This is a genomic window from Salimicrobium humidisoli (genome assembly GCF_002295105.1).
GTDB classification, from domain to species: Bacteria; Bacillota; Bacilli; order Bacillales; family Halobacillaceae; genus Salimicrobium; species Salimicrobium humidisoli.
The window spans coordinates 1-26,602 of sequence record NZ_NSGH01000028.1 but is presented as its reverse complement, the minus strand read 5'-3'; the positions used below and the strand labels follow the sequence as shown (position 1 = coordinate 26,602).

The 26,602-nt window shown below is 51.6% G+C and carries 24 protein-coding genes and 3 riboswitches; all 24 genes read right to left on the bottom strand.

The window, feature by feature from the left end; genetic code table 11:
• Nucleotides 1-161: 161 nt before the first annotated feature.
• Nucleotides 162-464, bottom strand: coding sequence for a YerC/YecD family TrpR-related protein (locus tag CKW00_RS12540; protein ID WP_008588231.1), 303 nt, complete (start codon nt 462-464; stop codon nt 162-164).
• Nucleotides 465-503: 39 nt separating this feature from the next.
• Complete coding sequence (locus tag CKW00_RS12535; RefSeq protein WP_095822849.1) at nt 504-2,255, bottom strand: adenine deaminase C-terminal domain-containing protein; 1,752 nt, start codon at nt 2,253-2,255, stop codon at nt 504-506.
• A gap of 200 nt (nt 2,256-2,455) precedes the next feature.
• A complete protein-coding gene (gene purD, locus CKW00_RS12530) occupies nt 2,456-3,694 on the bottom strand; it encodes a phosphoribosylamine--glycine ligase (protein WP_095822848.1) in 1,239 nt (412 codons plus the stop codon).
• Between the two features lie 15 nt (nt 3,695-3,709).
• Entirely contained in the window at nt 3,710-5,242 is a 1,533-nt protein-coding gene (purH, locus tag CKW00_RS12525) for a bifunctional phosphoribosylaminoimidazolecarboxamide formyltransferase/IMP cyclohydrolase (protein WP_095822847.1), read from the bottom strand.
• Nucleotides 5,208-5,816, bottom strand: a complete 609-nt coding sequence (purN, locus tag CKW00_RS12520; RefSeq protein WP_095822846.1) for a phosphoribosylglycinamide formyltransferase — start codon at nt 5,814-5,816, stop codon at nt 5,208-5,210. The genes purH and purN overlap by 35 nt, the downstream gene beginning before the upstream one ends.
• Nucleotides 5,813-6,820, bottom strand: coding sequence for a phosphoribosylformylglycinamidine cyclo-ligase (gene purM, locus CKW00_RS12515; protein WP_095822845.1), 1,008 nt, complete (start codon nt 6,818-6,820; stop codon nt 5,813-5,815). Before purM ends, purN begins: the two co-directional genes overlap by 4 nt.
• Before the next feature lie 5 nt (nt 6,821-6,825).
• On the bottom strand, nt 6,826-8,238 hold the full coding sequence (gene purF, locus CKW00_RS12510; protein WP_095822844.1) for an amidophosphoribosyltransferase: 1,413 nt from the start codon (nt 8,236-8,238) through the stop codon (nt 6,826-6,828).
• Nucleotides 8,214-10,439 (bottom strand): phosphoribosylformylglycinamidine synthase subunit PurL, encoded by a 2,226-nt coding sequence (gene purL, locus CKW00_RS12505; RefSeq protein ID WP_095822843.1) that lies wholly within the window; start codon nt 10,437-10,439, stop codon nt 8,214-8,216. The genes purF and purL overlap by 25 nt, the downstream gene beginning before the upstream one ends.
• Nucleotides 10,423-11,106 (bottom strand): phosphoribosylformylglycinamidine synthase subunit PurQ, encoded by a 684-nt coding sequence (purQ, locus tag CKW00_RS12500; RefSeq protein ID WP_095822842.1) that lies wholly within the window; start codon nt 11,104-11,106, stop codon nt 10,423-10,425. The genes purL and purQ overlap by 17 nt, the downstream gene beginning before the upstream one ends.
• Complete coding sequence (gene purS, locus CKW00_RS12495; RefSeq protein ID WP_095822841.1) at nt 11,107-11,352, bottom strand: phosphoribosylformylglycinamidine synthase subunit PurS; 246 nt, start codon at nt 11,350-11,352, stop codon at nt 11,107-11,109.
• Nucleotides 11,340-12,056, bottom strand: a complete 717-nt coding sequence (gene purC / locus CKW00_RS12490) for a phosphoribosylaminoimidazolesuccinocarboxamide synthase (protein ID WP_095822840.1) — start codon at nt 12,054-12,056, stop codon at nt 11,340-11,342. The genes purS and purC overlap by 13 nt, the downstream gene beginning before the upstream one ends.
• Before the next feature lie 63 nt (nt 12,057-12,119).
• The gene (purB, locus tag CKW00_RS12485; RefSeq protein WP_095822839.1) at nt 12,120-13,415 is read right to left on the bottom strand and encodes an adenylosuccinate lyase; all 1,296 of its coding nucleotides are present in this window, start codon (nt 13,413-13,415) and stop codon (nt 12,120-12,122) included.
• Between the two features lie 12 nt (nt 13,416-13,427).
• Nucleotides 13,428-14,540, bottom strand: a complete 1,113-nt coding sequence (gene purK, locus CKW00_RS12480) for a 5-(carboxyamino)imidazole ribonucleotide synthase (RefSeq protein WP_095822838.1) — start codon at nt 14,538-14,540, stop codon at nt 13,428-13,430.
• Entirely contained in the window at nt 14,527-15,021 is a 495-nt protein-coding gene (gene purE, locus CKW00_RS12475) for a 5-(carboxyamino)imidazole ribonucleotide mutase (RefSeq protein WP_095822837.1), read from the bottom strand. The genes purK and purE overlap by 14 nt, the downstream gene beginning before the upstream one ends.
• A 107-nt stretch (nt 15,022-15,128) precedes the next feature.
• Nucleotides 15,129-15,229, bottom strand: a riboswitch (purine riboswitch).
• 83 nt (nt 15,230-15,312) lie between these two features.
• Nucleotides 15,313-15,513: an NETI motif-containing protein gene (locus tag CKW00_RS12470; protein WP_095822836.1), complete on the bottom strand. Its 201-nt coding sequence runs from the start codon at nt 15,511-15,513 to the stop codon at nt 15,313-15,315.
• A 53-nt stretch (nt 15,514-15,566) separates the two neighbouring features.
• The gene (locus tag CKW00_RS12465) at nt 15,567-16,901 is read right to left on the bottom strand and encodes an NCS2 family permease (protein ID WP_095822850.1); all 1,335 of its coding nucleotides are present in this window, start codon (nt 16,899-16,901) and stop codon (nt 15,567-15,569) included.
• A gap of 113 nt (nt 16,902-17,014) precedes the next feature.
• Nucleotides 17,015-17,116, bottom strand: a riboswitch (purine riboswitch).
• Nucleotides 17,116-18,654 carry a glutamine-hydrolyzing GMP synthase gene (gene guaA, locus CKW00_RS12460; RefSeq protein ID WP_095822835.1) on the bottom strand — a complete coding sequence of 513 codons (1,539 nt, stop codon included), beginning with the start codon at nt 18,652-18,654 and terminating at the stop codon, nt 17,116-17,118. (Overlaps the previous riboswitch by 1 nt.)
• Nucleotides 18,655-18,767: 113 nt before the next feature.
• Nucleotides 18,768-18,869: riboswitch (purine riboswitch) on the bottom strand.
• A gap of 26 nt (nt 18,870-18,895) precedes the next feature.
• Entirely contained in the window at nt 18,896-21,085 is a 2,190-nt protein-coding gene (locus tag CKW00_RS12455) for a transglutaminase TgpA family protein (protein WP_095822834.1), read from the bottom strand.
• Nucleotides 21,082-22,332 (bottom strand): DUF58 domain-containing protein, encoded by a 1,251-nt coding sequence (locus CKW00_RS12450; RefSeq protein ID WP_095822833.1) that lies wholly within the window; start codon nt 22,330-22,332, stop codon nt 21,082-21,084. Before CKW00_RS12450 ends, CKW00_RS12455 begins: the two co-directional genes overlap by 4 nt.
• Entirely contained in the window at nt 22,329-23,294 is a 966-nt protein-coding gene (locus CKW00_RS12445; protein WP_095822832.1) for an AAA family ATPase, read from the bottom strand. Before CKW00_RS12445 ends, CKW00_RS12450 begins: the two co-directional genes overlap by 4 nt.
• 92 nt (nt 23,295-23,386) lie before the next feature.
• The gene (locus CKW00_RS12440; protein WP_095822831.1) at nt 23,387-24,568 is read right to left on the bottom strand and encodes a pyridoxal phosphate-dependent aminotransferase; all 1,182 of its coding nucleotides are present in this window, start codon (nt 24,566-24,568) and stop codon (nt 23,387-23,389) included.
• Nucleotides 24,569-24,694: 126 nt separating this feature from the next.
• Nucleotides 24,695-25,597, bottom strand: a complete 903-nt coding sequence (gene purU, locus CKW00_RS12435; protein ID WP_095822830.1) for a formyltetrahydrofolate deformylase — start codon at nt 25,595-25,597, stop codon at nt 24,695-24,697.
• Nucleotides 25,598-25,715: 118 nt separating this feature from the next.
• Nucleotides 25,716-26,375, bottom strand: coding sequence for an SOS response-associated peptidase (locus tag CKW00_RS12430; protein ID WP_095822829.1), 660 nt, complete (start codon nt 26,373-26,375; stop codon nt 25,716-25,718).
• A gap of 130 nt (nt 26,376-26,505) precedes the next feature.
• The coding region (locus CKW00_RS12425) for an IS3 family transposase (protein ID WP_143544219.1) at nt 26,506-26,602 on the bottom strand (97 nt) is incomplete at its 5' end.

Genomic DNA, 26,602 nt, shown 5'->3' with positions numbered 1-26,602 from the left:
ATACAACGCCACCATCGCAAATTCTGCCTCTGGAGACTGGAAAGACCGATATCGAAAAAGCTCCGATCATCTTTTTACGATGATCGGAGTTTTTTTACTACGAGTCCGAGTTAGTTATGTCCCAGACCCATTCTTCGATCCTATATTCGTCTTATAGTCCTTTATTTTGTTTTGTAACTTTGGACGCGGTCCAGTACTTCCGTGTACATATCATTTCCGTAATTCAGGGCGCGTTTCACCCTTGAAATAGTGGCAGTAGACGCTCCGGTATCCGTTTCGATTTTATGATACGTATGACCCTCTTCGAGCATGCGGGCTACTTCCAGACGCTGTGCCAGTGACTGTACTTCGTTCATCGTGGCGAGGTCATCAAAAAAGCGGTAGCACTCTTCGGTGTCCTGCAGGGAAAGAATGGCTTCGAACAGCTGATCGAGCGTCTTTCCTCTTAGTTTATCTATCTGCATTACTTTCATCCCTCCTCCGTTTGAATTTCTTTTACCATTTTAACGCATTATTGCAGGAAAGAGTACCTCTTTCTTTTTCACATCCATCAGCCCGCGCGGGGTAATCCGTACGTAAGGCAGGTGGGTCGAACTGAGAAAGAACAGGGTATATACCGGGTCCCCGAAGCAATAGCCGTACTCACAGAGTTTCTCTTTCAGCACGCTTTCCTGCTCCATCAGTTCCTCAAAAGGTTCCCTGGACATCATACCACCGTAAGCAAGCGGCATTTCAAACACGACTTTTTTATCGTGCACCAGCACAATACCTCCGCCTATTTCTTCCATACGCTCAAATGCCAGCACCATATCTTCTTTTGATTTCCCGAGCAGAATAATATCGCCGGTCGTCGAATAAGAACTTGAAAGGGCGCCAAGACTCGAAGTGAATCCTCGTAAAAGCGTGTTGACCTTCCAGGTACCTTCCCTGTCCAGTAGTGTAAGGAACGCTTCATTGGTCGTCTCCGGCAGTTGTTCGACGGACGTGTTGGATTCGACAGCATATGGTTTCATAATAACATCATTCACCATATCCATTCCAACCGGCATCGAAAACTGGAGTTCTTCGATGTCCAGCGACCAGTCGAGAGAAAGAGGCACGATTTCCGCACTCGCCCAGTCAAGCTTCACTTTCGTGTGGACATCCTTTTCTCTCTTCTTCACCCATTCCCCTTTGGCAAGCACAGAGTGAGGAGAAGGCCGGTCTTTACTGTCAAGCAGGTTCACATGTGCGATATGGCCGGGCGCAAGAGCTCCAAGCCGCTCATCCAGTCCGAAATGCCGTGCCGGATAGATCGTTGCCATCAGGTACGCTTCTATCTCCGGTATGCCTGCTTTCAAAGCGATATCTATACAATTATCTATGACGCCGTCTTTATAGAATCCCGGGGTCGACCCGTCCGTCGTATACATCAGCCGGTCGAAAGCCCGGAAGTCCTTCCCGGCCAGCCCTTCCATTATCTGCGGCAGGTCCGGCCGGATCGAGGAGTGACGGACACCTGTCTCATAACCGAGTTCCACTCTCTTCACGACGTCATCAGCTGTCATACTTTCATGATCCCCGTCGAGTCCGAGAAGTTTCATTTTGGTGAGAGTGTTTTCCGATGCTCCCGGGAGATGGCCTTCCACCCGTTTTCTCGCTTTTCTCACTTCCTGCATCCAGTGCAGAATCTGATCGTCTTTTCCATACAGAAGTTCCGGCCAGGCTGTCAGTTCGCCGCCCTGCACAACCGCATCATGAGTAAACCATTCAGGAAGCTGTTCCTCCAGCTTTTCCTGCTTTTCTTCCCGCAGCGTAGTCTGAAAATCGAAGCGTCCCCACCAGAACATGGAGACCGGCAGTTTCATGCATTCCTCCAGCAAAGAAAACGCTTTCTTTTTGTCCGTTAAAAATAACCACATCAGGTTATCATTGATAACTGTGGTAGTGCCTGTCCAGGCCGCATATTCCGCCAGCGACTGGGGATTGTAAAGCTGAAACGGGTGAGCGTGGGGCTCTATGTAACCGGGCACGGCATAATCTCCGTCACCTTCAATGATTTCCGTTCCCTCAAGGTTCGGTGGCATCTCTGTTCCGACGTAAACGATCCGGTCTTCAAAAATCCATATGTTCCCTGTCATCCACTGTTTCAGAAATACGTTCAAATACGTTATATGTTTAAGCACCTTTGTAGGCGCCAGGTTTCCATCAATTACATCCGCGTGGTCGCGTAACTGTTTGTTCCTCCAGCGGAACCGTTGTTCGTTCACTGACATCGCCTCCTGCTATTTTTTTCATAATAACACACACTTCTCCCTATTTACTAAACGAAACGTGACAAAACACTGAAAATATAAAGTTCCCGAGTTTTTCCATGGACCTCCTGCCCCTGAAAAAGCTTTCAGTTCCCTTCAGGCGGCAGTTACCCGCTGTAACGGCACAAAAAAACCTCCACACTAATTGTGGAGGCGAATTTCTATATATGTTCTGCTATGTCTTTCCGGTAATAAAAACAGTCACTGGCATCGAACGGCTCCAGGGCTTTCTGTACCGCCTGTCTGGCTTCCTTCAGATCAGCTCCTGTGGCTCCGGCCATCAGAACCCGTCCGCCCTCGCCCCGGAACGTTTCCCCTTCTCTTGTAACGCCGGCATAAGTGAAGTGGCTGCCTTCACAACCATGACCCGGGAGTTCTTTTCCTTTTTCGTATGCACCCGGATAGCCGGCAGAGGCGAGGACTACTCCGACAGAACACGAATCTTTCCACTCGAGGGACGGGTCTTTCCCTTCCGTAACGTCGGTAATTACCTGGGCCAGGTCATTTTCAAGAAGAGGCAGGACGACCTGTGTCTCGGGATCACCGAACCGCGCGTTGAATTCGATCACTTTCACCCCGTCCGCCGTTTCTATCAGGCCCGCGTACAGAATCCCCTGGAACGGCCGGCCTTCTTCCAGCATCGCTTCCGCTGCAGGCTGCAGTATCCGCCCGACAGCTTCCTGCACTTTCGCCTCCGTTACACCGGGGACAGGAGCGAACGCGCCCATACCTCCCGTGTTAGGACCTTCATCTCCGTCAAAAGCTTTTTTATGATCACGGGCCGGAAGCATCGGATAGACGCGGTCGCCTTCGACAAAAGCCATGAGGGAAAATTCTTTCCCTTCCAGATATTCTTCGACCACCACTTCACGGCCTGCTTCTCCGAACTCCTCATCTTCCAGCATGGAACGGACCGCCTCTTCCGCTTCCCGTACACTCTCGGCTATGATGACACCTTTACCCGCTGCAAGACCGTCGGCTTTCACTACGATGGGCGCTCCCTGTTCTCTGATGTACCTGTAGGCTTCCTCCACATCCGTGAAAGCTCCGTAAGCAGCCGTCGGTATGCCGTGCTTATTCATCAGCTGTTTGGCGAACCGTTTACTTCCTTCGATAACGGCCGCCGACTGATCGGGGCCGAATACCTTCTGCCCCTTTTCCCTGAACACGTCCACGATCCCCGCTGACAAAGGAGCTTCCGGACCGATAATGGTCCAGTCGATATTCTCCTCTTCTGCATAACGTGCCAGACTTTCAAAATCCGTCTCCGGAATATCCACACGTTTCGCCTCTTCCATGCCGTCATTCCCCGGGGCTGCGTGTACTGTGTGCTGATGCCGGGTCAGTTTCTGGACAATACTGTGTTCCCTGCCGCCACTGCCTACGATTAAAAAATTCATAGAAGCCTCCTTCACCTAGTGTTTGAAATGACGCATTCCGGTAAATACCATAGCTATTCCGTATTCATTACAGGCATCGATGGAATCCTGGTCCCTTTTTGAACCACCCGGCTGGATGATCGCCTTAATGCCGGCCTTCGCCGCTGTCTCGACAGTGTCCGGCATCGGAAAGAAAGCATCAGATGCCATTACTGCTCCCCGTGCCTTCTCCCCGGCCTGACCGAGCGCGATGGCTGCAGCGCCGACACGGTTCATCTGCCCCGCACCGACACCTAACGTCCGGTCCTCTCCGGCAATGACGATGGCATTCGATTTCACGTGTTTCACTACCTGCCACGACAGAAGCAGATCTTCCAGTTCCTTATCCGTCGGTGTCCGTTCCGTAACTGTACGGAGGTCCGTTACAGCCACTTTTCCTTCATCTTTATCCTGGACGAGCAGACCGCCCCGAACGCTGACCATTTTCTCGCCGGTCGTTTCTGTAATGGAAGGGTCCACTTTGAGGATCCGTACGTTTTTCTTTTTCGCCAGAATGCCGAACGCTTCTTCGTCATACTCCGGAGCCATGATGATTTCAAGAAAGATTCCGGAGAGCTGTTCGGCCGTCTCTTTATCCACTTTCCGGTTCAGAGCTACAATTCCTCCGAATATGGAAACCGGGTCTGCTTCATATGCTTTGGCAAAAGCTTGTGACAGATCACCGGCCGTGCCGACGCCGCAAGGGTTCATATGTTTGACTGCGACCGCGGCAGGGTCCGTGAATTCAGCCGCCACCTCGAGCGCCGCATTCGCATCCTGAATGTTGTTGTAGGATAATTCCTTTCCGTGCAGCTGTTCGGCATATGCCAGTGACCCTCTGTCCTCTTTGACTTCCCTGTAGAAAGAAGCGGACTGGTGAGGGTTCTCCCCGTACCTGAGACTCTGTACGTGTTCATACGTTTTCGTAATGGTCTCCGGAGCTTTTTCCCCGTCGAGGTTTGTGAAATATTCGGCGATCAGCGCGTCATAGTGGGCCGTGTGACGGAACACTTTTGCAGCGAGACTGCGACGGAATTCATAAGTAAGGTCTCCACTTTTCAATCCTTCCACGATTTCACCGTAGTCCGCGGGATCCGTCACGACCGTTACGTTTTCAAAATTTTTGGCTGCTGAGCGAAGCATCGTCGGTCCGCCTATATCAACATTTTCAATCGCTTCCCTTTCCGTTACGTCTTCTTTTGCGATCGTTTCTTTAAACGGATATAAATTCACGGCCACGAGGTCGATCGGTCCGAAATCAAGTTCCTGAAGTTGTTGCATATGTTCCCCGTTATCCCGTCTGGCCAGCAGACCGCTGTGCACGGCAGGATGAAGAGTTTTCACACGCCCGTCCATGATCTCGGGAAATTCCGTAATCTCCGAAATGGAGCGTACTTCTATCCCCGCCTCTTCTATCGTCCGTTTCGTTCCTCCGGTGGAAATGAGTTCATACCCGAGAGATATAAGTTCTTGTGCAAAATCACTCAGCCCCTGTTTATTTGAAACGCTCAAAAGCGCCCGCTTTGTCATACGATTTCTCTCCTTTCACGAGCTGTTCCACTACTTTGGGATAGAGAACGTGCTCGACCTTCTGTATTTTTCGTTCCACATCCCCGATCGTATCTTCTGCTGCAATCGGCACTTCTTCCTGCTCGAGGATCGGACCGGTATCCATACCCTCATCCACGATATGAACGGTCACGCCGGTGACAGCGACCCCTTGTTCAAAGGCCTGTCGGACGGCATGTTTGCCCGGGAACCGGGGCAGCAGGGACGGGTGGACGTTTACGATCCTTCCTTCAAAAGGTGTAAGCAGAGTGGAACCGATCAGCCGCATATATCCGGCGAGGACGATCCACTCTATTCCGTGCTCCCGGCAGGCTCCGAGAATCACCTGTTCGTAGCCCGCTTTATTCTGGAAATCGGCAGGATGAAAAGAGAGGACTTCAATGCCGCGCGCTTTCGCTTTATCTACCACTTCCGCGGAAGGGCGGTCGCTGACGAGCAGCGATACTTCGCCCCACGTCTCTTTTTGCTCCATCGACGCAAGGAGTGCATCGAAATTCGTTCCGGTTCCGGAAGCGAACACAGCTATTTTCGTCATACAATATTCACGTCCTCTCCGTCTGTGACTTCTCCGATGATAACGGCCCCGTCCACTGCGTCGCAGGCCGCGCCTGCCTCTTCTTCAGAAAGGGCGATCACCATACCGATACCCATGTTGAAGGTGCTGTACATGTCCTGATCGCTGAGCTCCCCATATTCTTTGAGGAAAGAAAAGATCTCAGGAACAGAAAAAAGTGATGCGTTTATTTTAGCACCAAGACCGTGCGGAAGCATGCGCGGAATGTTTTCATAAAAACCGCCTCCCGTAATGTGGGCGATGCCGTGCAGTTCCACCGCCCCTCTCAACTTCTGTATGTCCTTGACATAAATAGAAGTAGGAGTAAGCAGTACTTCTTTTAAAGGGGCCGGAAGAGTATAAGATTCTTCAAGAGAGAGATTGTTCTCATCCAGAATGCTGCGGACGAGCGAGAAGCCGTTGGAGTGGACCCCGGAAGACGGGAGCCCGATAAGAACGTCCCCCTCTTTCACTTTATCTCCAGTAAGAACGTCCCGCTTTTCGGTCATACCGACCGTAAACCCGGCAAGGTCATATTCCGATTGTCTGTACATCCCCGGCATTTCCGCCGTTTCGCCCCCGATGAGCGCACATCCTGCTTCCCGGCAGCCTGCAGCAATCCCCTGAACGATCGCTTCGATCACTTCGGGATCATTCTTTCCACACCCGATGTAATCGAGAAACAGCAGTGGGTCCGCTCCCTGAGCCGCAATATCGTTCACACACATGGCTACAAGGTCTACTCCTACCGTATCGTGTTTTCCGGTTTCAAAGGCGAGTTTAAGCTTCGTCCCCACCCCGTCCGTTCCGGTGACGAGTACGGGTTCCTCATAACGGTGTCCGCTTATATCGAACAGCCCCCCGAAAGAACCGAGCTCTCCCATAACCTCAGGGCGGGACGTGGAAGATACGTGTTTCTTCATTCTTGCTACTGCTTCGTAACCGGCTTCGACATCGACGCCTGATTTTTTGTACGCTTCACTCATATCAGTTACTCCTTTTCATAAGGGGGTATCGTGGAAGGAAAAATTTCTGTCGGATAGTTTCCCGTGAAACAGGCCTGGCAGCTCCCATGCTCAAGAGATTGTTCACCTTCATGAATCGACGACTCCAGCCCATCGGTACTGAGAAAATGGAGCGAGTCCGCTCCGATTTCCTCTTTCATTTCCTCAAAAGTACGAGTCGCAGCCAGCAACTCCCCGGAGGTCGACGTATCGATGCCGTAGTAGCACGGGTTTTTGATGGGTGGGGAGGCTATACGCACGTGCACTTCGGTCGCCCCTGCGTCTTTCAGCATCTGAACGATCCGCCGGCTTGTCGTCCCCCGCACGATGGAGTCATCGACCATGACGACCCGCTTCCCTTCGACGATACCGCGGACGGCTGACAGCTTCATTTTCACTCCCTGTTCCCTCAGTTCCTGGGAAGGCTGGATGAACGTCCGCCCGACATACCGGTTTTTGATCAGACCGAGTTCGTAAGGGAGAGACGCTTCCTCGGCATAGCCTATAGCGGCAGAAATGCTGGAATCTGGAACCCCGGTTACAACGTCTGCTTCCACAAAAGACTCCTCCGCAAGCTTTCGTCCCATCGTTTTCCGGGAGGCGTGGACGTTTTTGCCGTCCAGATCACTGTCCGGTCTCGAGAAATAAACATATTCCATGGAACAGAGGGTGCGCTGAATTTTGGAAGTGAATCGCCTCGATTTCATTCCATCTTCATCAATGATGATCAGTTCCCCGGGTTTCACTTCCCGGACGTGGGTCGCCCCGATGACGTCAAATGCGCACGTCTCGGAGGAAACGATATAGGCATCCCCCAGTTTTCCGATCGATAGCGGTCTCAGTCCCCGCGGGTCCATCGCTACATACATACAGGTTTCCGTAAGAATCGCCAGCGAGTATGCTCCCTTCACCATGGACAGAGCCTGAGCGATCGCTTCTTCTTTGTGTACGTTCCCGGCCCGCTGGATCAGGTGGGCGATCACTTCCGTATCCGACGTCGTCTGAAGGATGCTCCCCTGCGCTTCGAGCTGGTTCTTCAGCCCTTGAGCATTTACGAGATTCCCGTTGTGAGCGAGAGCCATACTTTCTTTCTGTGTACGGAACAGAAGAGGCTGAATGTTTTCATATCCTCCGTCTCCGGCCGTCGCGTAACGTACGTGTCCGACGCTCGCGTGTCCGTCCAGTTCCTCCAGCTGATTCTCCGAGAATACTTCATTGACGAGGCCGTGCCCTTTGACGGCATGTACGTTTTCTCCGTCCGTCGTCACTACACCGGCTCCTTCCTGCCCCCGGTGCTGCAGGGCATGGAGCCCGTAGTACGTAAGCTGGGCCGCTTCCGGATGTCCGAATACCCCGAACACTCCACATTCTTCGTTCAGCCCTCTGATTTCACCAGGCATGGAATAGCTCCTTTCCAATCCGCTTTCAGCGTTTGTATAGGTTCATCGATGATCGTGGCGCCGTTTTTGATAATATGGAACCTTCCGTGTGCCGCCGCTTTTCCGAGGAAACGGGCGTCCGGAATCAGTTCCTCTATTTCGTTCTGCTTCTCCCGCTTGATTGATATAAGAAAACGGGACTGGGTTTCAGCAAACAGTTCAGTTACGGTTTCTCCTTCGATTTCCACTTCGCATCCGAGTTCTTCCGCGAATAGACTTTCGGCCAGAGCGACAGCCAGCCCTCCTTCCGATATATCGTGCGCGGAAGAAACGGCACCTTTCCTGATCGCTTCCAGCACCTGCTGCTGTCTTCTTTGTTCCGTCTCAAGATCTATGCGCGGAGCCCGGCCGAAATGCTTCCCTTCGAGCATCCCCTGCAGTTCACTGCCGCCGAACTCCCTTTCCGCTCCCCCTACTACATAGAGGAGGTCCTCCGCATTTTTTACGTCGGAGGTGGTAATGTGGGAGGTTTCTTTCACAAGTCCCACCATCCCCACTACGGGCGTCGGGTAAATCGCCTGGCCTCCGGCAGCTTCATTGTACAGAGAGACGTTCCCGCTGATGACCGGGGTGCCCAGAACGCTGCAGGCCCCGCTCATTCCCCGTACCGCTCCCTGCATCTGCCAGTACACTTCGGGGTTCTCCGGAGAGCCGAAATTCAGGCCATCCGTAATCGCGAGTGGTTCTCCTCCGGAAGCGATGATATTTCTGGCAGCTTCGGCCACCGCTATTTTCCCGCCGGTTTCAGGATCGAGATAAATGTACCTCGAGTTTCCGTCCGTCGTCATTGCGACCGCCTTATCTGTCCCTTTGATACGAAGAACGGCGGCATCGGACCCGGGCTTCACTACCGTGTTCGTCTGAACCATCGTATCGTACTGATCGTACACCCATTCTTTACTGGCGATGGTAGGCTGTTTCAGCAGGGCCCGCAGAACATTCCTCGGATTCCGTACCCCGGGAACGTAGTCGGTCTTCCTGAATTCTTCATAATAACCGGGTTCCCGTGCTTCCGGCTGATACACCGGAGCATCCTCCGCCAGACTGTCCACCGGGACATCCGCTACGGTTCCCCCTTTGTGCTCAAGGACGAACCTTTTATCCTCCGTTACTTCACCGACAGTCACTGCCTCCAGCCCATACTTTTCAAACACCTTCGCAATTTCTTCCTCCCGCCCTTGTTCAACGACGAGAAGCATGCGTTCCTGGGATTCGGAGAGCATCATTTCGTAAGGGGTCATTCCCGTTTCCCGCTGAGGGACGAAATCCAGGTTCATCCGGAGGCCCGTTCCTGCTTTGCTTGCCATTTCACTGGCAGATGACGTCAGTCCTGCCGCCCCCATGTCCTGGATACCGACGAGAGCCTCGTGATGGATGACCTCAAGACAGGCTTCTATGAGGAGTTTTTCCATGAACGGGTCGCCCACCTGTACGGACGGACGCTTCGATTCACTGTCCTCACTCAGCTCTTCGGAGGCGAACGTTGCTCCGTGGATCCCGTCTCTCCCCGTTTTCGCACCGGCATACATGACGGAGTTCCCGGTCCCTTTCGCTATCCCCTGCTGGACGTCTTCGTGGTTAATGAGACCGACACACATCGCATTGACGAGCGGATTTCCGTTATAGGCATCATCAAACTGTACCTCACCGCCCACCGTCGGCACTCCGACGCAGTTCCCGTAACCGGATATGCCGTGCACCACTTCCCTGAACAGGTATTTCACCCTGGACCGCTCGAGGGATCCGAAACGGAGAGAGTTGAGGAGGGCGATCGGCTTCGCTCCCATGGAAAATACGTCACGCAAAATTCCGCCGACGCCTGTCGCAGCTCCCTGGTACGGTTCGACAGCGGACGGGTGGTTATGGCTTTCAATCTTGAAAACGACAGCTTGGCCGTCGCCGATATCAACTACTCCCGCTCCTTCGCCGGGACCTTGCAACACGTGTTTTCCTTCCGTCGGGAATTGTTTCAGAAGCGTCTTTGAGTGCTTATAACTGCAATGTTCCGACCACATAACGGAAAAGAGCCCGAGTTCCGTATAGTTCGGCGCGCGTCCGAGCACCCTTTTGATGTAGGCGAACTCTCCGTCGGTCACTCCCATTTCTTTATATACCTGTTCCGTTTCGATGATTTCCGGTGTCCATTCAGTTGTTAACGGCATGTACATCCCTCCAGTGGGTCAGAATCGATTCGAAAATCCGAAGACCATCATCGTTCCCGAGCAGCTCCTCGACGGCCCTCTCCGGGTGGGGCATCATGCCGAGAACGTTCCCCGCTTCGTTCGTGATCCCTGCAATATTTCCGGTGGATCCGTTCGGATTATTTTTATAAGTGAAAGCGATCTGACGGTTCTCTTTCAGTTTCTCAAGTACAGCTGCATCACAGTAATAGTTCCCTTCTCCGTGGGCGACCGGTAGCGAAATCGTCTCCTTTTCTTCATAGCTGGACGTAAACATCGTGTCCGTCTGCTCCACGGTCAGGCTTTCTTCCCGGCAGATGAATTTCAGGTCTCTGTTTCTGAGCATGGCTCCCGGCAGTTCTCCCATTTCAAGAAGCACCTGAAAGCCGTTGCACACACCGAGCACCGGTTTTCCTGCAGCGATGAACTCCCTCACCTGAGCGATCACTTTGGAAACGGAAGCCACGGCTCCCGACCGCAGGTAATCACCATAGGAGAACCCGCCCGGCAGCAGTACGCCGTCATATTCATCAAGATCCGCCTCTTCAAACCAGACCATTTCCGCTTCTTCCTGAAGAACTTCGGAAACAGCATGGTACATATCCTCATCACAGTTCGACCCGGGAAACACTATAACCGCAAATTTCACTCAGACAACCTCCTCAATCGTATACGTATAATCCTCGATGACCGGGTTCGCCAGCAGACGGTTGCACATGTCTTCGATTTTCTGTTCCGCATTTTCCCGGTCGGCCAGCTCCACCTGCAGATACTTACCGGTACGAACGTCCCTCACCCCGTCGTATTCCAGGTCTTTCAAAGACTGGGATATAACTTTTCCCTGCGGGTCAAGAACCGCTTCTTTCAGCGTGATATAAATATTTACTTTGCACATGTAGCACCCTCCAGGCGTTGCAGAATATTTTCATATACAGGAACAAGTTCTCCGGTACCCTCACGGAATACATCCTTATCCATCTTCGCGCCGGTCTGTTTATCCCGGAGTCTGCATGTATCGGGGGATACCTCATCGGAAAGAAGGAGATCTCCGCCTTCTGTTCTTCCGAATTCGAGTTTAAAATCGACGAGAGATAAGTCGCAATCTTCAAAAATTTCAAGCAGTACGTCGTTCACTTTTAGAGCTTTTTCCTTAATGGTCATCAGTTCCTTATGTGTTACCTCAGCAAGAAGCAGAGCGTGACGGTCATTGATCAGCGGGTCATCAAGGTCGTCGTTTTTATAAAAAAGTTCAATAAGCGGCGGATGGAGGGACATTCCATCCTCGATGCCGAGTCTCCGGACCAGACTTCCGGCAGCTTTATTCCGGACGACCACTTCAAGCGGGATAATGGACGTTCTGGTGACCAGCTGTTCGGTATCACTGAGCTCTTTCAGAAAATGAGTGGGGGTACCCTTGGCTTCAAGCAGGGTGAAAATCTTCGAGGATATCTTGTTATTCAGTTCCCCTTTGCCCCGGAACGCTTCTTTTTTCTTTCCGTTAAAAGCGGTAGCGTCGTCTTTATATTCCAGTAAAAGTTCTTCCGGCTTATCCGTACAGAAAACTTTTTTCGCTTTTCCTTCGTACAGCAACTCTTTCATCCGCTCACTCCTGTTCATGAATAATGGAAGGGCATCCGGAAATCACCGGATGCCTCTGTTGTGTTAAGCAAGACCGATCCGTTCAAAAATGCGATCGACGTTTTTCAAATGGTGCCGGTAATCGAAGCATGCTTCCAGCTGCTCTCCGGAAAGGACGGACGTGATCCTGTCGTCGGATTCGATCAGTTCCCGGAACGGTACACCGCGCTCCCAGGCTTCCATCGCTTTCGGCTGTACAAGATCATAGGCTTCTTCTCTCACCATTCCTTCATCGATAAGGGTGAGAAGTACGCGCTGAGAGAAAATCAGTCCGTAGGTTTTCTCCATATTTTCCTTCATCCGCTCGGGGAAAACCGTCAAGTTTTTCACGATATTGCCGAAACGGTTCAGCATGTAGTTCAGCCCGATCGTCACATCAGGAAGGATGATCCGCTCCGCCGACGAATGGGAAATGTCCCTCTCATGCCACAACGCTACGTTTTCATGTGCCGTCACCATATCTCCGCGAAGAACGCGGGCCATCCCCGTCATATTTTCGGATCCGATCGGGTTCCGTTTGTGCGGCATAGCCGAAGAACCTTTCTGACCCTTGGCGAAAAACTCCTCCACTTCCCGGGTCTCCGTTTTTTGAAGACCGCGGATTTCCACAGATATTTTTTCAATGGAAGCGGCGATCAGAGCAAGAGTCGAGACGTAGTTCGCATGACGGTCCCGCTGCAGCGTCTGTGTGGATACAGGTGCCGCTTCCAGACCGAGCTTTTCGCACACATACTCTTCCACGTATGGATCGATGTTGGCATACGTTCCGACGGCTCCCGACAGTTTCCCTACTTCGATCTGCCGCTTCGCCAGGTCGAACCGTTCCAGATGCCGCTTCATCTCTTCGTAGTACAGAGCCATTTTCAGACCGAATGTCGTCGGTTCCGCGTGCACCCCGTGCGTACGCCCCATCATCACCGTATGTTTATGCTCTTTCGCTTTTTCTCCGAGAATTTCAATGAAGTTGACGAGATCTTTACGTAAAATATCGTTCGCCTGTTTCAAAACGTAAGACAGGGCCGTGTCCACCACATCTGTTGACGTAAGACCGTAGTGCACCCACTTCCGTTCCTCTCCAAGCGTCTCTGAAACCGCGCGGGTGAAAGCTACGACGTCGTGTCTCGTTTCCGCTTCTATCTCCTGGATACGGGATACGTCAAAACCGGCGTTCTCCCGTATCTTTTTCACATCGTCCCGGGGGATGACCCCGAGCTCACTCCAGGCTTCACAAGCGAGAATCTCCACTTCCAGCCAGGCCTTGAAACGATTCTCCTCTTCCCAAATACTTCCCATCTCTTCCCTCGTATAGCGTTCAATCATTCCGTTTCCTCCTTACCAGCTTTTCGACCAGGCAGGTTCGCCCAGTTTTATATCGTCCGGAGACGACCCTATTATCGTAACATGACCCATTTTCCTTTGGGGGCGGGATTCGTGTTTTCCGTAATCATGCACGTGAACCTGTTCACTGCCGAGGGACCGGAAAAGAGCATCACGGTGTCTGCCCAGAACGTTGATCATTTTGGCGGCCGGAAACGTATGGACCGGAAGCAGCGGTAATCCGCAGATAGCACGTATGTGCTGCTCGAACTGGGAGACGTTGCACGCTTCAATCGTATAGTGTCCCGAATTGTGGGGACGGGGTGCCATTTCATTGAAGTAAACGTCTTCCCCGCTCACAAACCATTCAACCGCAAACGTCCCTACCACTCCGAGCTCTTCTGCAAGAGCCTGCGTCCGCTGCCGTATCTCCCGGGTTTCATTATCGCTTATGGAAGCAGGAACCGTCGTGGTGAACAGCACCTGGTCTTTGTGTACATTTTCCGCTACCGGAAAAAAGGAAATATGACCCGCGCTGTCCCGGGTAAAGACCTGGGAGACTTCTTTGTCGATATCTACCCATTTTTCCACGATGTACGTGGTGTTCCCGATATCCTCGCGGGCGCTACTGCAGTCTTCCGGAGTCCGGAGCAGATACTGCCCCTTGCCGTCATACCCGCCGCTCACTGTTTTCATGACAGCGGGGAGGCCGATGTCGGCTACAGCCCGGTCGAACTCTTCTCCGGTCTGTACCATTCGGTAGGCAGGAACGTGAATACCCGCTTTTTCCGCAAACTCCTTCTCTTTCCCGCGGTGTTGCGAGACAGCCAGAGGAAGAGTTCCCTGAGGCAGTTTCCCTTCGTTTTCGAAAAACTGCGATACGCGCTCATCCACGTTTTCGAACTCGTACGTAACGACGTCGGAGTGCAGGCCCAGTTCCCCGGCAGCCTCGAGATCGTCGTACTTCCCTTTCACATGTACATCCGCCACCTGAGCTGCCGGACAATCCTCGGCAGGATCCAGCACAGCGATCCGGTATCCCATATGTTTTGCCGCTGTCGCCATCATCCTTCCGAGCTGTCCGCCGCCGAGAATACCGATCGTTCCGCCTGGTTCAATCACGTTCATGCAGCTCCCTCCTCATGTCTTCCACTTTGTCTCTCAGTCCCTGTTTATATAAGTCCAGAGCCCGCGCCGTCGCTCCGTCAAAACTGCCGATCATTTCAGCTGCCAGAATACCCGCGTTCTTCGCCCCTGCTTTTCCGATGGAAACGGTCGCCACCGGCACACCTCCGGGCATCTGGGCGATAGAAAGCAGCGAATCGATTCCGTTCAGCGATTTGGATTCCACCGGCACCCCGATAACCGGGAGTGTCGTTTTTGATGCAACCATTCCGGGGAGATGCGCTGCCCCGCCGGCGCCTGCGATGATCACCTTGAGACCTTTCTCCCTCGCTTCCTCCGCGTATACAAACATGTCTTCCGGAGTTCTGTGAGCGGAAATAATCTCCTTTTCATAAGAGACTCCGAGTTCCCCGAGTACCGTGCACGCTTCTTCCATAATCGTCCAGTCCGAAATACTTCCCATAATTACACCGACTTCAGCCATACCTGTGCCCCCTGAATAAAAAAGTTCCAAACTGCGATTTCCGGCATAAAAATATCCTGCGGCTTCTCCCCCATCCGACTTGAGAGGAGTGCCCGCAGGACATACGTATCCCGGGTATCTCCCCTCATAGTCCGGTCATTTACGGCGACCAGGTAGAGACGAACGATCCGTATTATCGCTCTATATGAGGTTCGTTTTATGCTTTTTTCTACTCGAATCATAACAGTATTTTTCGATTCATGTCAATGAAATACGAATTATTGATTACATTTAAATTTTAATGTTCGCTTTTCAGGTTATTTTCTTAGCTTCAAAGACGATTTCCCTTCCCGCTACCTGCATTTCTCCGTCTTTCTCCTCGAATATCGGTTCCTCCATGCGGCGTACCGGTACGAACCCTTCAAGCCGGATGCGTTCCAGACAGTCTTCAATCGATTCACCGGCTCCGACTTCGAAACGCTTTTTATTACTTTCTTTCTTCTTTTTCGCCATTTTCACCTTCTCCTTCTTCGCTTTCTTTCACCCAGTATACAACTTGTGAAAAGTTAAGCCAAAAAGATGAAGTAAAGAATGAAAATGACGAACAGGCCGTACATAATCGGGTGAATCTCTTTCACTCTGCCTTTCAGAGCCATCGTAAGCGGATAGAAAATGAAACCCATCGCTATCCCCGTGGCGATACTGTACGTCAGCGGCATGGCGGTGATGACGAGAAACGCCGGTACCGCTATCTCAAACTGATCCCACTCGATAGCCCGAAGCGACGAGGCCATGAGCACTCCGACGATGATCAGAGCCGGGGCTGTCACTTCTGCCGTAATGATGCCAAGCAGAGGCGAGAAGAACAGAGCCAGCAGGAAGAACAGAGCGGTAACGACCGAGGTGAACCCGGTCCGTCCGCCTGCCCCCACTCCTGCGGTGGACTCTATATAGGACGTCGTTGTAGATGTACCCATAACCGCCCCGGCTACCGTGGCTGCCGAATCGGAAAACAGAGCTCGGCCCGCTCGCGGCAGTTTGTTGTCTTTCATAAATCCGGCCTGGGAAGCTACGGCGACAAGCGTCCCCGCTGTGTCAAAGAAATCGACGAAGAGGAATGTAAGAATGACTCCGAGCATCTGCATCGTGAATATATCATCCAGGTGCAGAAACGCTTCTCCGAATGTAGGAGCGAGACTCGGCGCAGGGCTCACTACATCCCCGAGTGCCGCAGGAGCTGCGATCAACCCCGTTACCATACCGGCGATTGCCGTCAGGATCATCCCGTAGAAAATACCTCCCTGGAAGCCGAGCGCGAGGAAAATCACCGAGATGAAAATACCGAAGACCGCAAGCAGCGTCGTCGGTTCCAGAATATTACCAAGCTGTACCAGAGTGGCGTCACTGTTTTCGACGATACCGGCGTTCTGGAAACCGATGAATGCGATGTACAGACCGATACCTGCTCCCACTGCCAGTTTCAGGTTGGGCGGTATGGCGTTGATGATCGTCTGGCGCAGACCGGTGACGGTTAAAACGATAAAAATAAGTCCGGAAGCAAGCACTCCGGCAAGCGCCGTTTCCCATGGTATGCCGAAACCGAGCACGACCGTATAGGCAAAGAAGGCGTTCAGTCCCATGCCCGGAGCGAGGGCGATCGGATATTTCGCAAACAGACCCATGACGAGCGTACCGATAGCGGCCGACAGAGCGGTGGCCGTGAACACGGCTCCTTTATCTATTCTCGTCACGCCTTCCGGCAGCTGGTCGATCCCGTCGAGAGCGAGCGTCGAAGGGTTGACGAAAAGAATGTAGGCCATCGCCAGAAACGTGGTAAGGCCGGCGATGAACTCTGTACGGTAGTTCGTTTTGTTTTTTTCAAACTGGAAGTATTTTTTCATTGTTGTCCTCTTTTCTGTCCAGTATTTTCTCTCCGCTGAACGTATTCTGTCATATAAAAAACCCCCGGCATAACCGGGGGTCTCCATACTTCAGCTCTTAAACCGGAGGAAAGATCCCCCGGTGTTCAGAACGTAGTCGGACAATTCACGGTCGTCCGGTAGAAACTTATGGGCCTTATCCCCAAGATTATACGTCAGTCGCTTATTCTTATTTTTATTCCCATTCGATCGTAGCCGGCGGCTTACTCGTAACATCATACACGACCCGGTTAATATGACTCACTTCATTCACCAGTCTCGTCGACACCTTCTCAAGAACGTGCCACGGGATCCGGGCCCAGTCCGAAGTCATTCCGTCGATGGAAGTGACGGCCCTGATGCCTATCGTATGGTCGTACGTCCGTTCGTCTCCCATGACCCCGACGGACTTAATGTTAGGAAGGACGGTGAAATACTGCCAGATGTCGCGGTCCAGTCCCGCTTCCTTGATCTCGTCCCGCAGAATCGCATCGGATTCCCGGACGATCTCGAGCTTTTCCTCATCCACAGCACCGAGGATACGTATAGACAGCCCCGGTCCCGGGAATGGCTGGCGCCACACGATATGCTCCGGTATGCCGAGTTCGGTCCCGAGCTCGCGCACCTCATCTTTGAACAGCGTGTTCAGAGGTTCGATCAGCTTCAGCTCCATGTCCTCCGGCAGCCCGCCGACGTTGTGGTGGGACTTGATCGTCTGAGCCGTCTCGGTGCCGCTTTCGATAATGTCGGTGTAAAGGGTTCCCTGAGCAAGATAGTCCACATTCTCGAGTTTCGCCGCTTCTTCATCGAAAACTTCAATGAACTCGTTACCGATGATTTTCCTTTTCTGTTCCGGATCTTCGACACCCGCCAGCTTCTCGAGGAAGCGGTCTTTGGCGTCAACGCGGATGATATTCATATTGAATCCTTCGCCGAGGAAGCGCATAACGTCGTCACCTTCGTCTTTCCTGAGAAGACCGTGATCGACGAAAATACACGTAAGCTGATCTCCGATGGCCCGGTGGATAAGACCGGCCACGACCGAAGAGTCCACCCCGCCGCTTAACCCGCAAAGTACATTTCTGTCTCCTACTTCCGCCTGGATCTTCTCCACTTCCAGTTCGATGAAGTGTTCCATCGTCCAGTCCGCTTCCGCTTCACAAACGTCGAAAACGAAACTTCTCAACAGATCGTTGCCGTACTCGGAATGACGGACTTCCGGATGAAACTGTACGCCGTATATACGACGTTCCCTGTCGCTGATGGCCGCTACAGGGCAGGAAGGACTGACGGCGTCCACCTGAAACCCTTCCGGAGCGGCTATCACTTTATCACTGTGACTCATCCACACGTTCTGTTCGACCGGTGTTTTCTGAAAGAGCAGGGAATCATTTTTAACGGAAATTTCCGCTTTCCCGTACTGCCGTTCCGGGGTCCGTTCCACCTGACCGCCAAACTGATGAGTGATCAGCTGCATACCGTAACAGATACCGAGAATCGGTATGTCGAGGTCAAAAATGGCCGTATCGCAGCGGAAGCTGTTTTCTCCGTACACGCTGTTCGGCCCTCCGGAGAGAACGATACCGCTCGGGTTCAATTCTTTTATCTCTTCTGCGGTCATTTTGTGGGAATGAAGCTCACTGTACACTCCAAACTCACGGATACGCCTTGTGATCAGCTGATTATACTGACTCCCGAAATCCAGAACGAGAATCATGCCTTTTACTTTTTCCATCACGCTTCCCTCTCTTCCGACTGTTTATTTCTTGCTTGAGTAATCATTGAACAGAACCTATAAAAAAACCGCCTCCCCGGTTTAAGATCAGAGAAGGCAGGAATAAGCACATACGTCACCGTTCCTGCCTTCATAGTCAGAACATTTACGGTGTTCCGGTAGATACTTTCGGCCCGTATCGCCAAGGATATATGAAGGCTTATTCGATTGCTATCCATTCTAACAATCGAACCTGTGAGAATCAAGACAATGCTTTTTTAATTAAATTTTCCCATAATTCTGATAGGCCGGTGCGCTGCAGACGCTCCTCTTTGCGGTACACGAGTCGTTCGTACTGAGTGGTAAGATGCTGCATATCGACTGTTTCGAACCTGCGGTCAATCGATTTCGCATACGCCCGCAACGTCTCGCCTTCTCCCCGTTTTTGCACTTTTTTATCGAGTACGACGAGCAGATGACGATAGGCCGCCTGGAACGTGTCCGGAGTTTCTTTTTTTGCAAGGCGCCTTCCATAATACCAGCTCAGCCAGCGGAGCCGCGTCACGTACAGGACAGCGGGAAGTATGAGAATAACAGCCGGGACGAGCCACCACAGGAGGTTACGGAGGAAACCTTCTTCTCTTCCACTCTCCGCACTTCCGTCTGTTCCCTCTTCTTCCCCGATCTGCTGCGGATTACCTTCCTGCTGCTGATCGGGAGCTTCCACTTCAGGGCTCTCTTCACTTCTTTCGGGCTCTCCGGAATCCGTGTCCGTGCCGCTGGTGAAATCCGCATTGTTGGTAAAACCCTGCGTAGGCTCGAACGGTACCCATCCGATATCCGGAAAGTACACCTCCACCCAGGAGTGTGCGTTCGCACTCGTAATGTCATATGCATTTAAATTTTCGCCGAACAGTTCCGCATCCGTTTCTTTAATTTCTCCACCGGTAAAACCTTTTACCCAACGTGCAGGTATACCCTCCGCCCGCAGCATAACGACCATGGACGTCGAGTAGTTATCACAGTATCCTTTTTTCGTCTCGAAGACGAACTGATCGACGTAATCCTCTTCCGCTTCCGGCACTTCCACGTCCGTAGTGGAATACTCGAAGCCGTTCGAGCTGAAATAGGATTCGACCGCTTTCGCTTTATCATAGCGGTTGCCGTACTCCGAAACGACTTCCGATGCAAGTTCCTTCGTCCTTTCCGTCACAGAGGAAGGCAGCTGCAAATATTTCTCCCTTACAGAGGCCGGGTCTTCCCCACCGGCTTCTCTCAGCTGACGCAAATCGAAAGCGGGAGCGCCGTAGTCGAAAGTATAACTGGCGGGCTGTACGGAATCTCCTCCGCTTCTCGTCTCCATCTCCCCGGTTTGGGTATGCAGGTCGATTTCCAGTGGATTTTCAAGATTTCCTATCGTCGTCATCCCGTAAGGATAGAGGAGTTTGCCGAAGTCGGCTTCTTCCGTGAAATCGATGAAACCCTGGGAAGGGTCCGTTTCCACTGTCTCTTCGAAAAGGGAGTACCCGATATCACCCGGGTCCCTTCCCGTCACCGGTTCCTCAAGCGTATCCTCCCAGCCTTTGCCTGTATACTGATCTTTGGACTCCGCTCTCCAGTACTGCCGATCCTCGACGATAGCCTGGAATACGAGCGTATCATCCTGGACGAACGCCCCTCCGAGACGTGAATCGTTTTCTCCGTAGCCTACTTTCTGTACGCCACCTTCTCCGTCTCCTGTTCCCGCACCTCCGGTAACGTTTTCCAGATAGGGAACCGGATCGGGCCATTGCGGCGAAAACTTCGGAAGAGCCGTACCGGCGGCTACAGCGAGAAGAACGGCACCCACAAGCGGAGCCAGAGCCAGGATCGCCGTTTTCCATTTGATTTCTTTCCTGTCGTCATCGCTCACCTCTTTCTCCAACTGCAGCAGCCCGAGGACGAAGACAGCAAGGACAAATGTTCTTATAATGGCTCCCTGAGCCTCATAAGGCGTGAACGTATCAATGACAGTGATATACACAAAAGTAAGGATTATGAAAAAAAGCGCTCTTCGGGCAATTACAAGCCAATAATGCAGCAGGTAGCTCACGAGCCACAGCAGCACGAGAAAGAGCAGACTCCGGAAAAAAGCGGTGAAATTCCACCACTCCTGTGCCCACACCGCTTCCGCGTTGAACATGAGCTGTTCATAAAGAATACTCCACCAGCCGCTGCTGAAGATCCGTTCCGGAATGAATAATCCATCAAGAATAAAAATAAGTCCCAGTAATTTCAGCGGAACTGCTATGTACCAGCGGACCTGCATAAATGCTAAAAAGAAACAGAAAGCTGCGTACAAGTAAAAAACCCCGGTGTTTTGGGTGTTCGTAAGGATGCCCAGCGGCCATAACCATTCAAGGAGAAGGAAAAACCCGCCGATGTAAATCAGCGACAGCAACAGTTTCTTCATACTTCCACCTCAAATTCCGGTCTCTTCCAGGCTTTTTCGGTCAGCACCTGCACCCGGACCCCGTACTCTTTCAATTCCCTCACATGCTTCTGCTTCGTAAAATCCCATTCCTTATGAAACATAACCACAAAAAGCACTACGTTCCTTCCGGAGGGAGACAGTCGCAGCAGACTGTTCTTTACCGATTCATCGAGTTCCGTGCTTATAATCATCAGGGTCGCCTGGGCCGGAAGCCGGTCGTGCCCTTTGGCCATCTCTTCTTCAAAACCACCCGTCTCATCCGGATACACTTCAGCCAGATGATACCGGATCACCTCCTGCTGGCGCCGTGAATGGATGGAAGTTACGTATTTCCCTGCTCTCCCTAAAGAAAGGAAAGAGAGCTGCCGGGTCTCCCGGCGCGTGAGTTTAAGCATAAGAGAATAAGCGAACTCCACCGCCCCTTCGAACTCGGCAGTATTTCCCGGGGACGATAATGTACTAAGCACAAGTACGGATTCCGAGCTCTTTTCCTGCTCAAATTCTTTCGTCATCATTTTGTTTTTACGGGCCGTCGCTTTCCAGTCCACCCAGGAAATCCGATCTCCCGGTGCGTACTCCCTTAATCCGGCTACCATATTCGAGTGACGTTCTTTCACGTTCGCAGCAGCCGACCTCCCCTGACCGAACCCTTTCGAACCTAAAGACAAAGTTACGTTCCGGCTCGGAGGATAAACCGTGAAGCGGCCTCCCGCATTAATTACCGCTTCTTTTTTTACGAAACCGAAGAAGTCCCCTGTACGGATATACATCTCCCCCAGCTGATGACTCCCTCTCGGCAGATGTTCGAGGCGGTAGTGAAAACGTACTGTCCGCCGGAACCACGGGAAAATCATTCTTTCCACCACTTTCTCCTCCCTGTCACCGGTCACAACACCCTCTCCGGACCGGACTTCCAGGTGGAGCGTCTCCGGATAACTCTCTTTTATCTTCATAAAGTATAAAGGGAAAGGGATCGTACGCCTGAGTTCAATCTCTATGTCGACCGCTTCCCCGGATTCTATAAGTCCCGAAGAGAGAGTCCTGGCGCCCGTCCAGTCATCGAGCGGGTAAAAAAGAAGCCCTCCCATATAAATCAGAAAAGGCAGGAACGAGTAAAACAGGAACCAGCTTACAAACCCTCCCTGGAACATTGCATAAGAAAACAGAATACCGAACAAAATGATAAGGAACCCGGCTTTTCCCGCTTTGTAAAGTTTACGCTTCATTCACTCACGTTCCTCTGTACAGGAACGTTCGTCCTCTCAATCAGCTCTTCAATCACTTCTTCCGCAGTTTTTCCCTCAAAATTAGCCTCCGAAGTCATAATGAGGCGGTGCGGCAGCACGAAACGGGCTACGTACTGTACATCGTCCGGCACTATATAATCGCGGTCATATATATAAGCGTAGGCTTTGGCTGCCTTCATAAGGGCCATGGACCCTCTCGGACTTACCCCGAGATACACATCCGGATGTTCCCGCGTCGCGGAAGTCAGTGAAACGATGTACTGTTCAATAGTACGATCCACATAGACTCCCCGCACGCTTTCCTGCGCCTGAGCGAGCTCCTCGAGCGTCATGACGGGGTCCAGGGAATCGATCGGATGCGTACCGGATGTACGGGCGAGCATCTCCATTTCTTCCTGATAGGACGGGTATCCCATCTTCAGCTTAAGAAGGAAACGGTCCAGCTGCGCTTCCGGAAGCGGGTACGTCCCTTCATACTCAATCGGGTTCTGGGTGGCCATAACGAAGAAAGGGTGCTTAAGAGGAACGGTACGGCCATCCACGGTGATATTCGCTTCCTCCATTCCTTCAAGTAAGGAAGACTGTGTTTTCGGGGAAGTGCGGTTTATTTCATCTGCCAGAACGATATTACCGAGAATCGGTCCGGGGCGGAATTCGAATTCCGTCGTTTTCGGGTTATAAATGGAGACACCCGTCACGTCCGACGGCAAAAGATCCGGAGTGAACTGAATTCTTCTGAATTCACAGTTCATCGATTTCGCAAGCGTACGCACAAGCATCGTCTTTCCGACCCCCGGCACGTCCTCGAGCAGCACGTGACCTTTTGCAAGAAGTGCCACCATGCTTAAAATGACTGCATCCTCTTTTCCTACTATCACTTTATTAATATTTTTAATGACCTCGGCGATTTTACTGTTCAGCATAAAAGACGACTGCGACATCTGGTGCTTCCCCTCTCTGTATTTCTGAATTTTTCGATACTTCCACTTATTTTAAACTATACTACAAGGGGCCATCTTGAGCAAAAAGGACATCACGGCTTCAGCCGGGCATACAGACGGCCGAGACGCTCCGCCGCTTCCCGGAGTACCTCTTTGTCGGCAAGAAGTCCGACGCGGACGTACCCTTCTCCTTCCGAACCGAAACCGTTCCCCGGGGCGGTCACCACTCCCGCCTGCTCGATGGCGTATTCGGAGAAACCTTCAGACGTAAATCCGTCCGGCACCGGCACCCAGCAGAAAAATGTACCCTTCGGAAGAACTGCAGGGTAGCCGAAGGAAGCAAGTGTCCGGACGAAAACGTCGCGGCGGCGTTCATACATCGCCACAAGTTCCCGCACCTCACTCTGGTCACCCGACAGAGCTTCGGCAGCCGCTTCCTGCACGGCTCCGAACAGACTGACATACATGTGATCCTGAAGTTTGTTGATCTGTTCAATCACCTTTTCGTTCCCGGCTGCAAACCCGACTCTCCATCCGGCCATGTTGTAACTTTTCGAAAGCGTGAATATCTCCACCCCTACGTCCTTCGCTCCTTCTGTTTCGAGGTAACTCACGGGTTTCTCCCCGTCATATCCGATCGCCCCGTATGCAAAATCATGGACCACTCCTATCCCATTCTCCCGGGCCACCTTCACCGTATCTTCGAAAAAGGCGGGCGTGGCGATGCCTGCAGTAGGATTGTTAGGGTAGTTCAGGAACATCAGCCGGGCCGCTTTGAGACTTTCCTTATCCAGTTTTGAATAATCCGGGCGGAAGCCGTTCTCTTCCCGGAGCGGCATGAAGACGTTACGGGCTGCAGATAGAGCGGTACCGGACATATAATCCGGATAGCCGGGATCCGGGAGCAGCACCGTATCTTCCGGGTTCAAAAAGCACTGACTGATTTCCACAAGTCCCGCTTTCGCCCCGAACAGTACTGCAATCTCCTTTTCGGGATCAAGCTCCACCTGATGTTCGCGCCGGTAGTAATCCGCTGCCGCCTGCTTGAATTCCGGCAGTCCGCGAAAGTTGATATACCCATGATTCGCAGGTTTTTTCGCAGCCTCTTCCAGCTTATGTACAATACTCTCCGGTGTCGGGCGATCCGGATTCCCCTGACCGAGATTAATGATATCTCTTCCTTCTTTCTTCAGCTGTATTACCCGTTTCGTCAGTTTGGCGAAAAACTGTTCCGGTAGTCTCTCCATCGCCTCGGACGGTTTGAATATATCCATTATTATTCCCCCTGCCATATGAAACTTCTTCTATTGTAAATAATTTTTAGAAAATTTACAAAGCTGTAAAGAAAACCGTCTCTTTAGGTCCCTAAGAGAAAAAGAGACGGAAAAGACGGTCTTCTGTCAGGAAAACACGATGGTTTTATTTTGATGAACGAGGATCCGATCCGCCAGGTGCCACTTTACAGCCCGGGCCAGTACGCTCCGTTCAATAGTCTGACCGATTTTTTTCATGTCCTCGGCATGATCTCTGTGATCGACGCGACCGATATCCTGTTCGATGATAGGCCCTTCGTCCAGATCATTCGTCACGTAGTGGGAAGTCGCTCCAATCATTTTCACTCCCCGTTCATAAGCACGTTCATATGGTCTGGCTCCGACGAATGCCGGGAGAAACGAGTGATGGATGTTAATGATCCGGTTACGGTAGGACTCCACGAATTCCGGAGTAAGAATCTGCATATATCTTGCCAGCACGATAAGATCGACTTCGTACTCTTCGAGAAGTTCTTTATGTCTCTGTTCTGCTTCCTTGCGTATTTCTTTATTGGAAGGAACATGGTAGAACGGAATACCGAGCGACTCCACCATCTCTCTTGTATCCTCGTGATTACTGATGACAAGAGCGAGATTCGCCATCAGGTCGCCGCTCTGCCATTCCCACAGCAGTTCCAGAAGACAATGAGGCTGTTTTGAAACGAAGATGGCCACGTTTTTCAATTCGCTGACAGCTGCCATCTTCCAGTTCATTTGAAAGTCAGCGGCAACAGGCTGAAAATCGGCTTCTATCTGACTGAACTTCGTTTCCAGTCCCGGGCAGTCAAATTCGATTCTGATGAAGAACTCCCCTCCTTCAGGATCTGTGGAATACTGATGGGAAGCGACTATATTAGCTCCGTACGTATAGAGGAAATCCGATACGCGGGAGATGATACCGGGCTGGTCCGGACAGTGGATCAGCAATCTCGCTCTGTCTTTATGTTTTTCTTTATAGTTGTGCAGTTTGTCTTCCACATAGCTTGTCATGCTTTTACATCTCCATTCAAATAACGATTAGCTATTACTTTATGGCATTTTTCCGGATTGTTCAAGAAACTCCTGACCTTTTTCCGGAAGCGCCAATTTTAGAAATATTCTTGATGCATTACGCTTCTTCAAGAAGAGCGGCATCGTTATTTGCAGGAGTATTCACCCGTTTGGATACCGGGTACATTGTGAGGGCTCCGTCCGGAAGCGGAGTCAGGAGAATTTCAGCTTCTTCCTTCCCTTCGAACCACGCGTCGTAATCGTTCCGCTGCAGAATCACCGGCATCCGGTGGTGAAGATCACTCATTTCTTCGTTCGCTTCCGTCGTCAGAATCGTACAGGTGAATACGTTTTCCCCGTCTTTATTCTTCCACTTCTCCCACAGTCCGGCAAGGCCGAATAAGCCCTGGTCCTTCAACTGGATTCTGTACGGCTGTTTCTCCCCCGCTTCGTCTTTTTTCCATTCGTAAAAGCTGTCCGCCGGGATAATGCAACGCTGCTGTTCAAAAGGTTTACGGAAACTTTTCTTCTCTTCCACCGTTTCCGACCGGGCATTGATCATTTTAAAGCCTATCTTCTCATCATCCGCCCAGGGAGGGATCAATCCCCAGCGCAAATATCCCATCCGTTTTTCTCCATTACTCTGAATTACGGCAGGTACGTATTGCGAAGGAGCAACGTTGTAACTGCTCATCCAATTATCAAGCTTCACTTTATCCAGATCGAATTCTTTTCTTACGTCTTCCAGCTCAGCGATGAGCGTAAATCTGCCACACATAAGTGAACGCCTCCTTTGTTTTACCATATACCTGTTTCAAAACGTTTGAAACCCGTGCAGACGAACGCGAAATCTGTTGAAAACAAAAAAATCCCCACGTGGTAGTGACCCCTAAAAGTTAGAGTTTTTATTAGGAAGCTGATTGGCTGGTTTGAGTCCGGTATTGAATGGGACTCAAACCAGCTAATTTTGCTTTTATGCGATCATGGTTGTAGTAGTTGATGTAT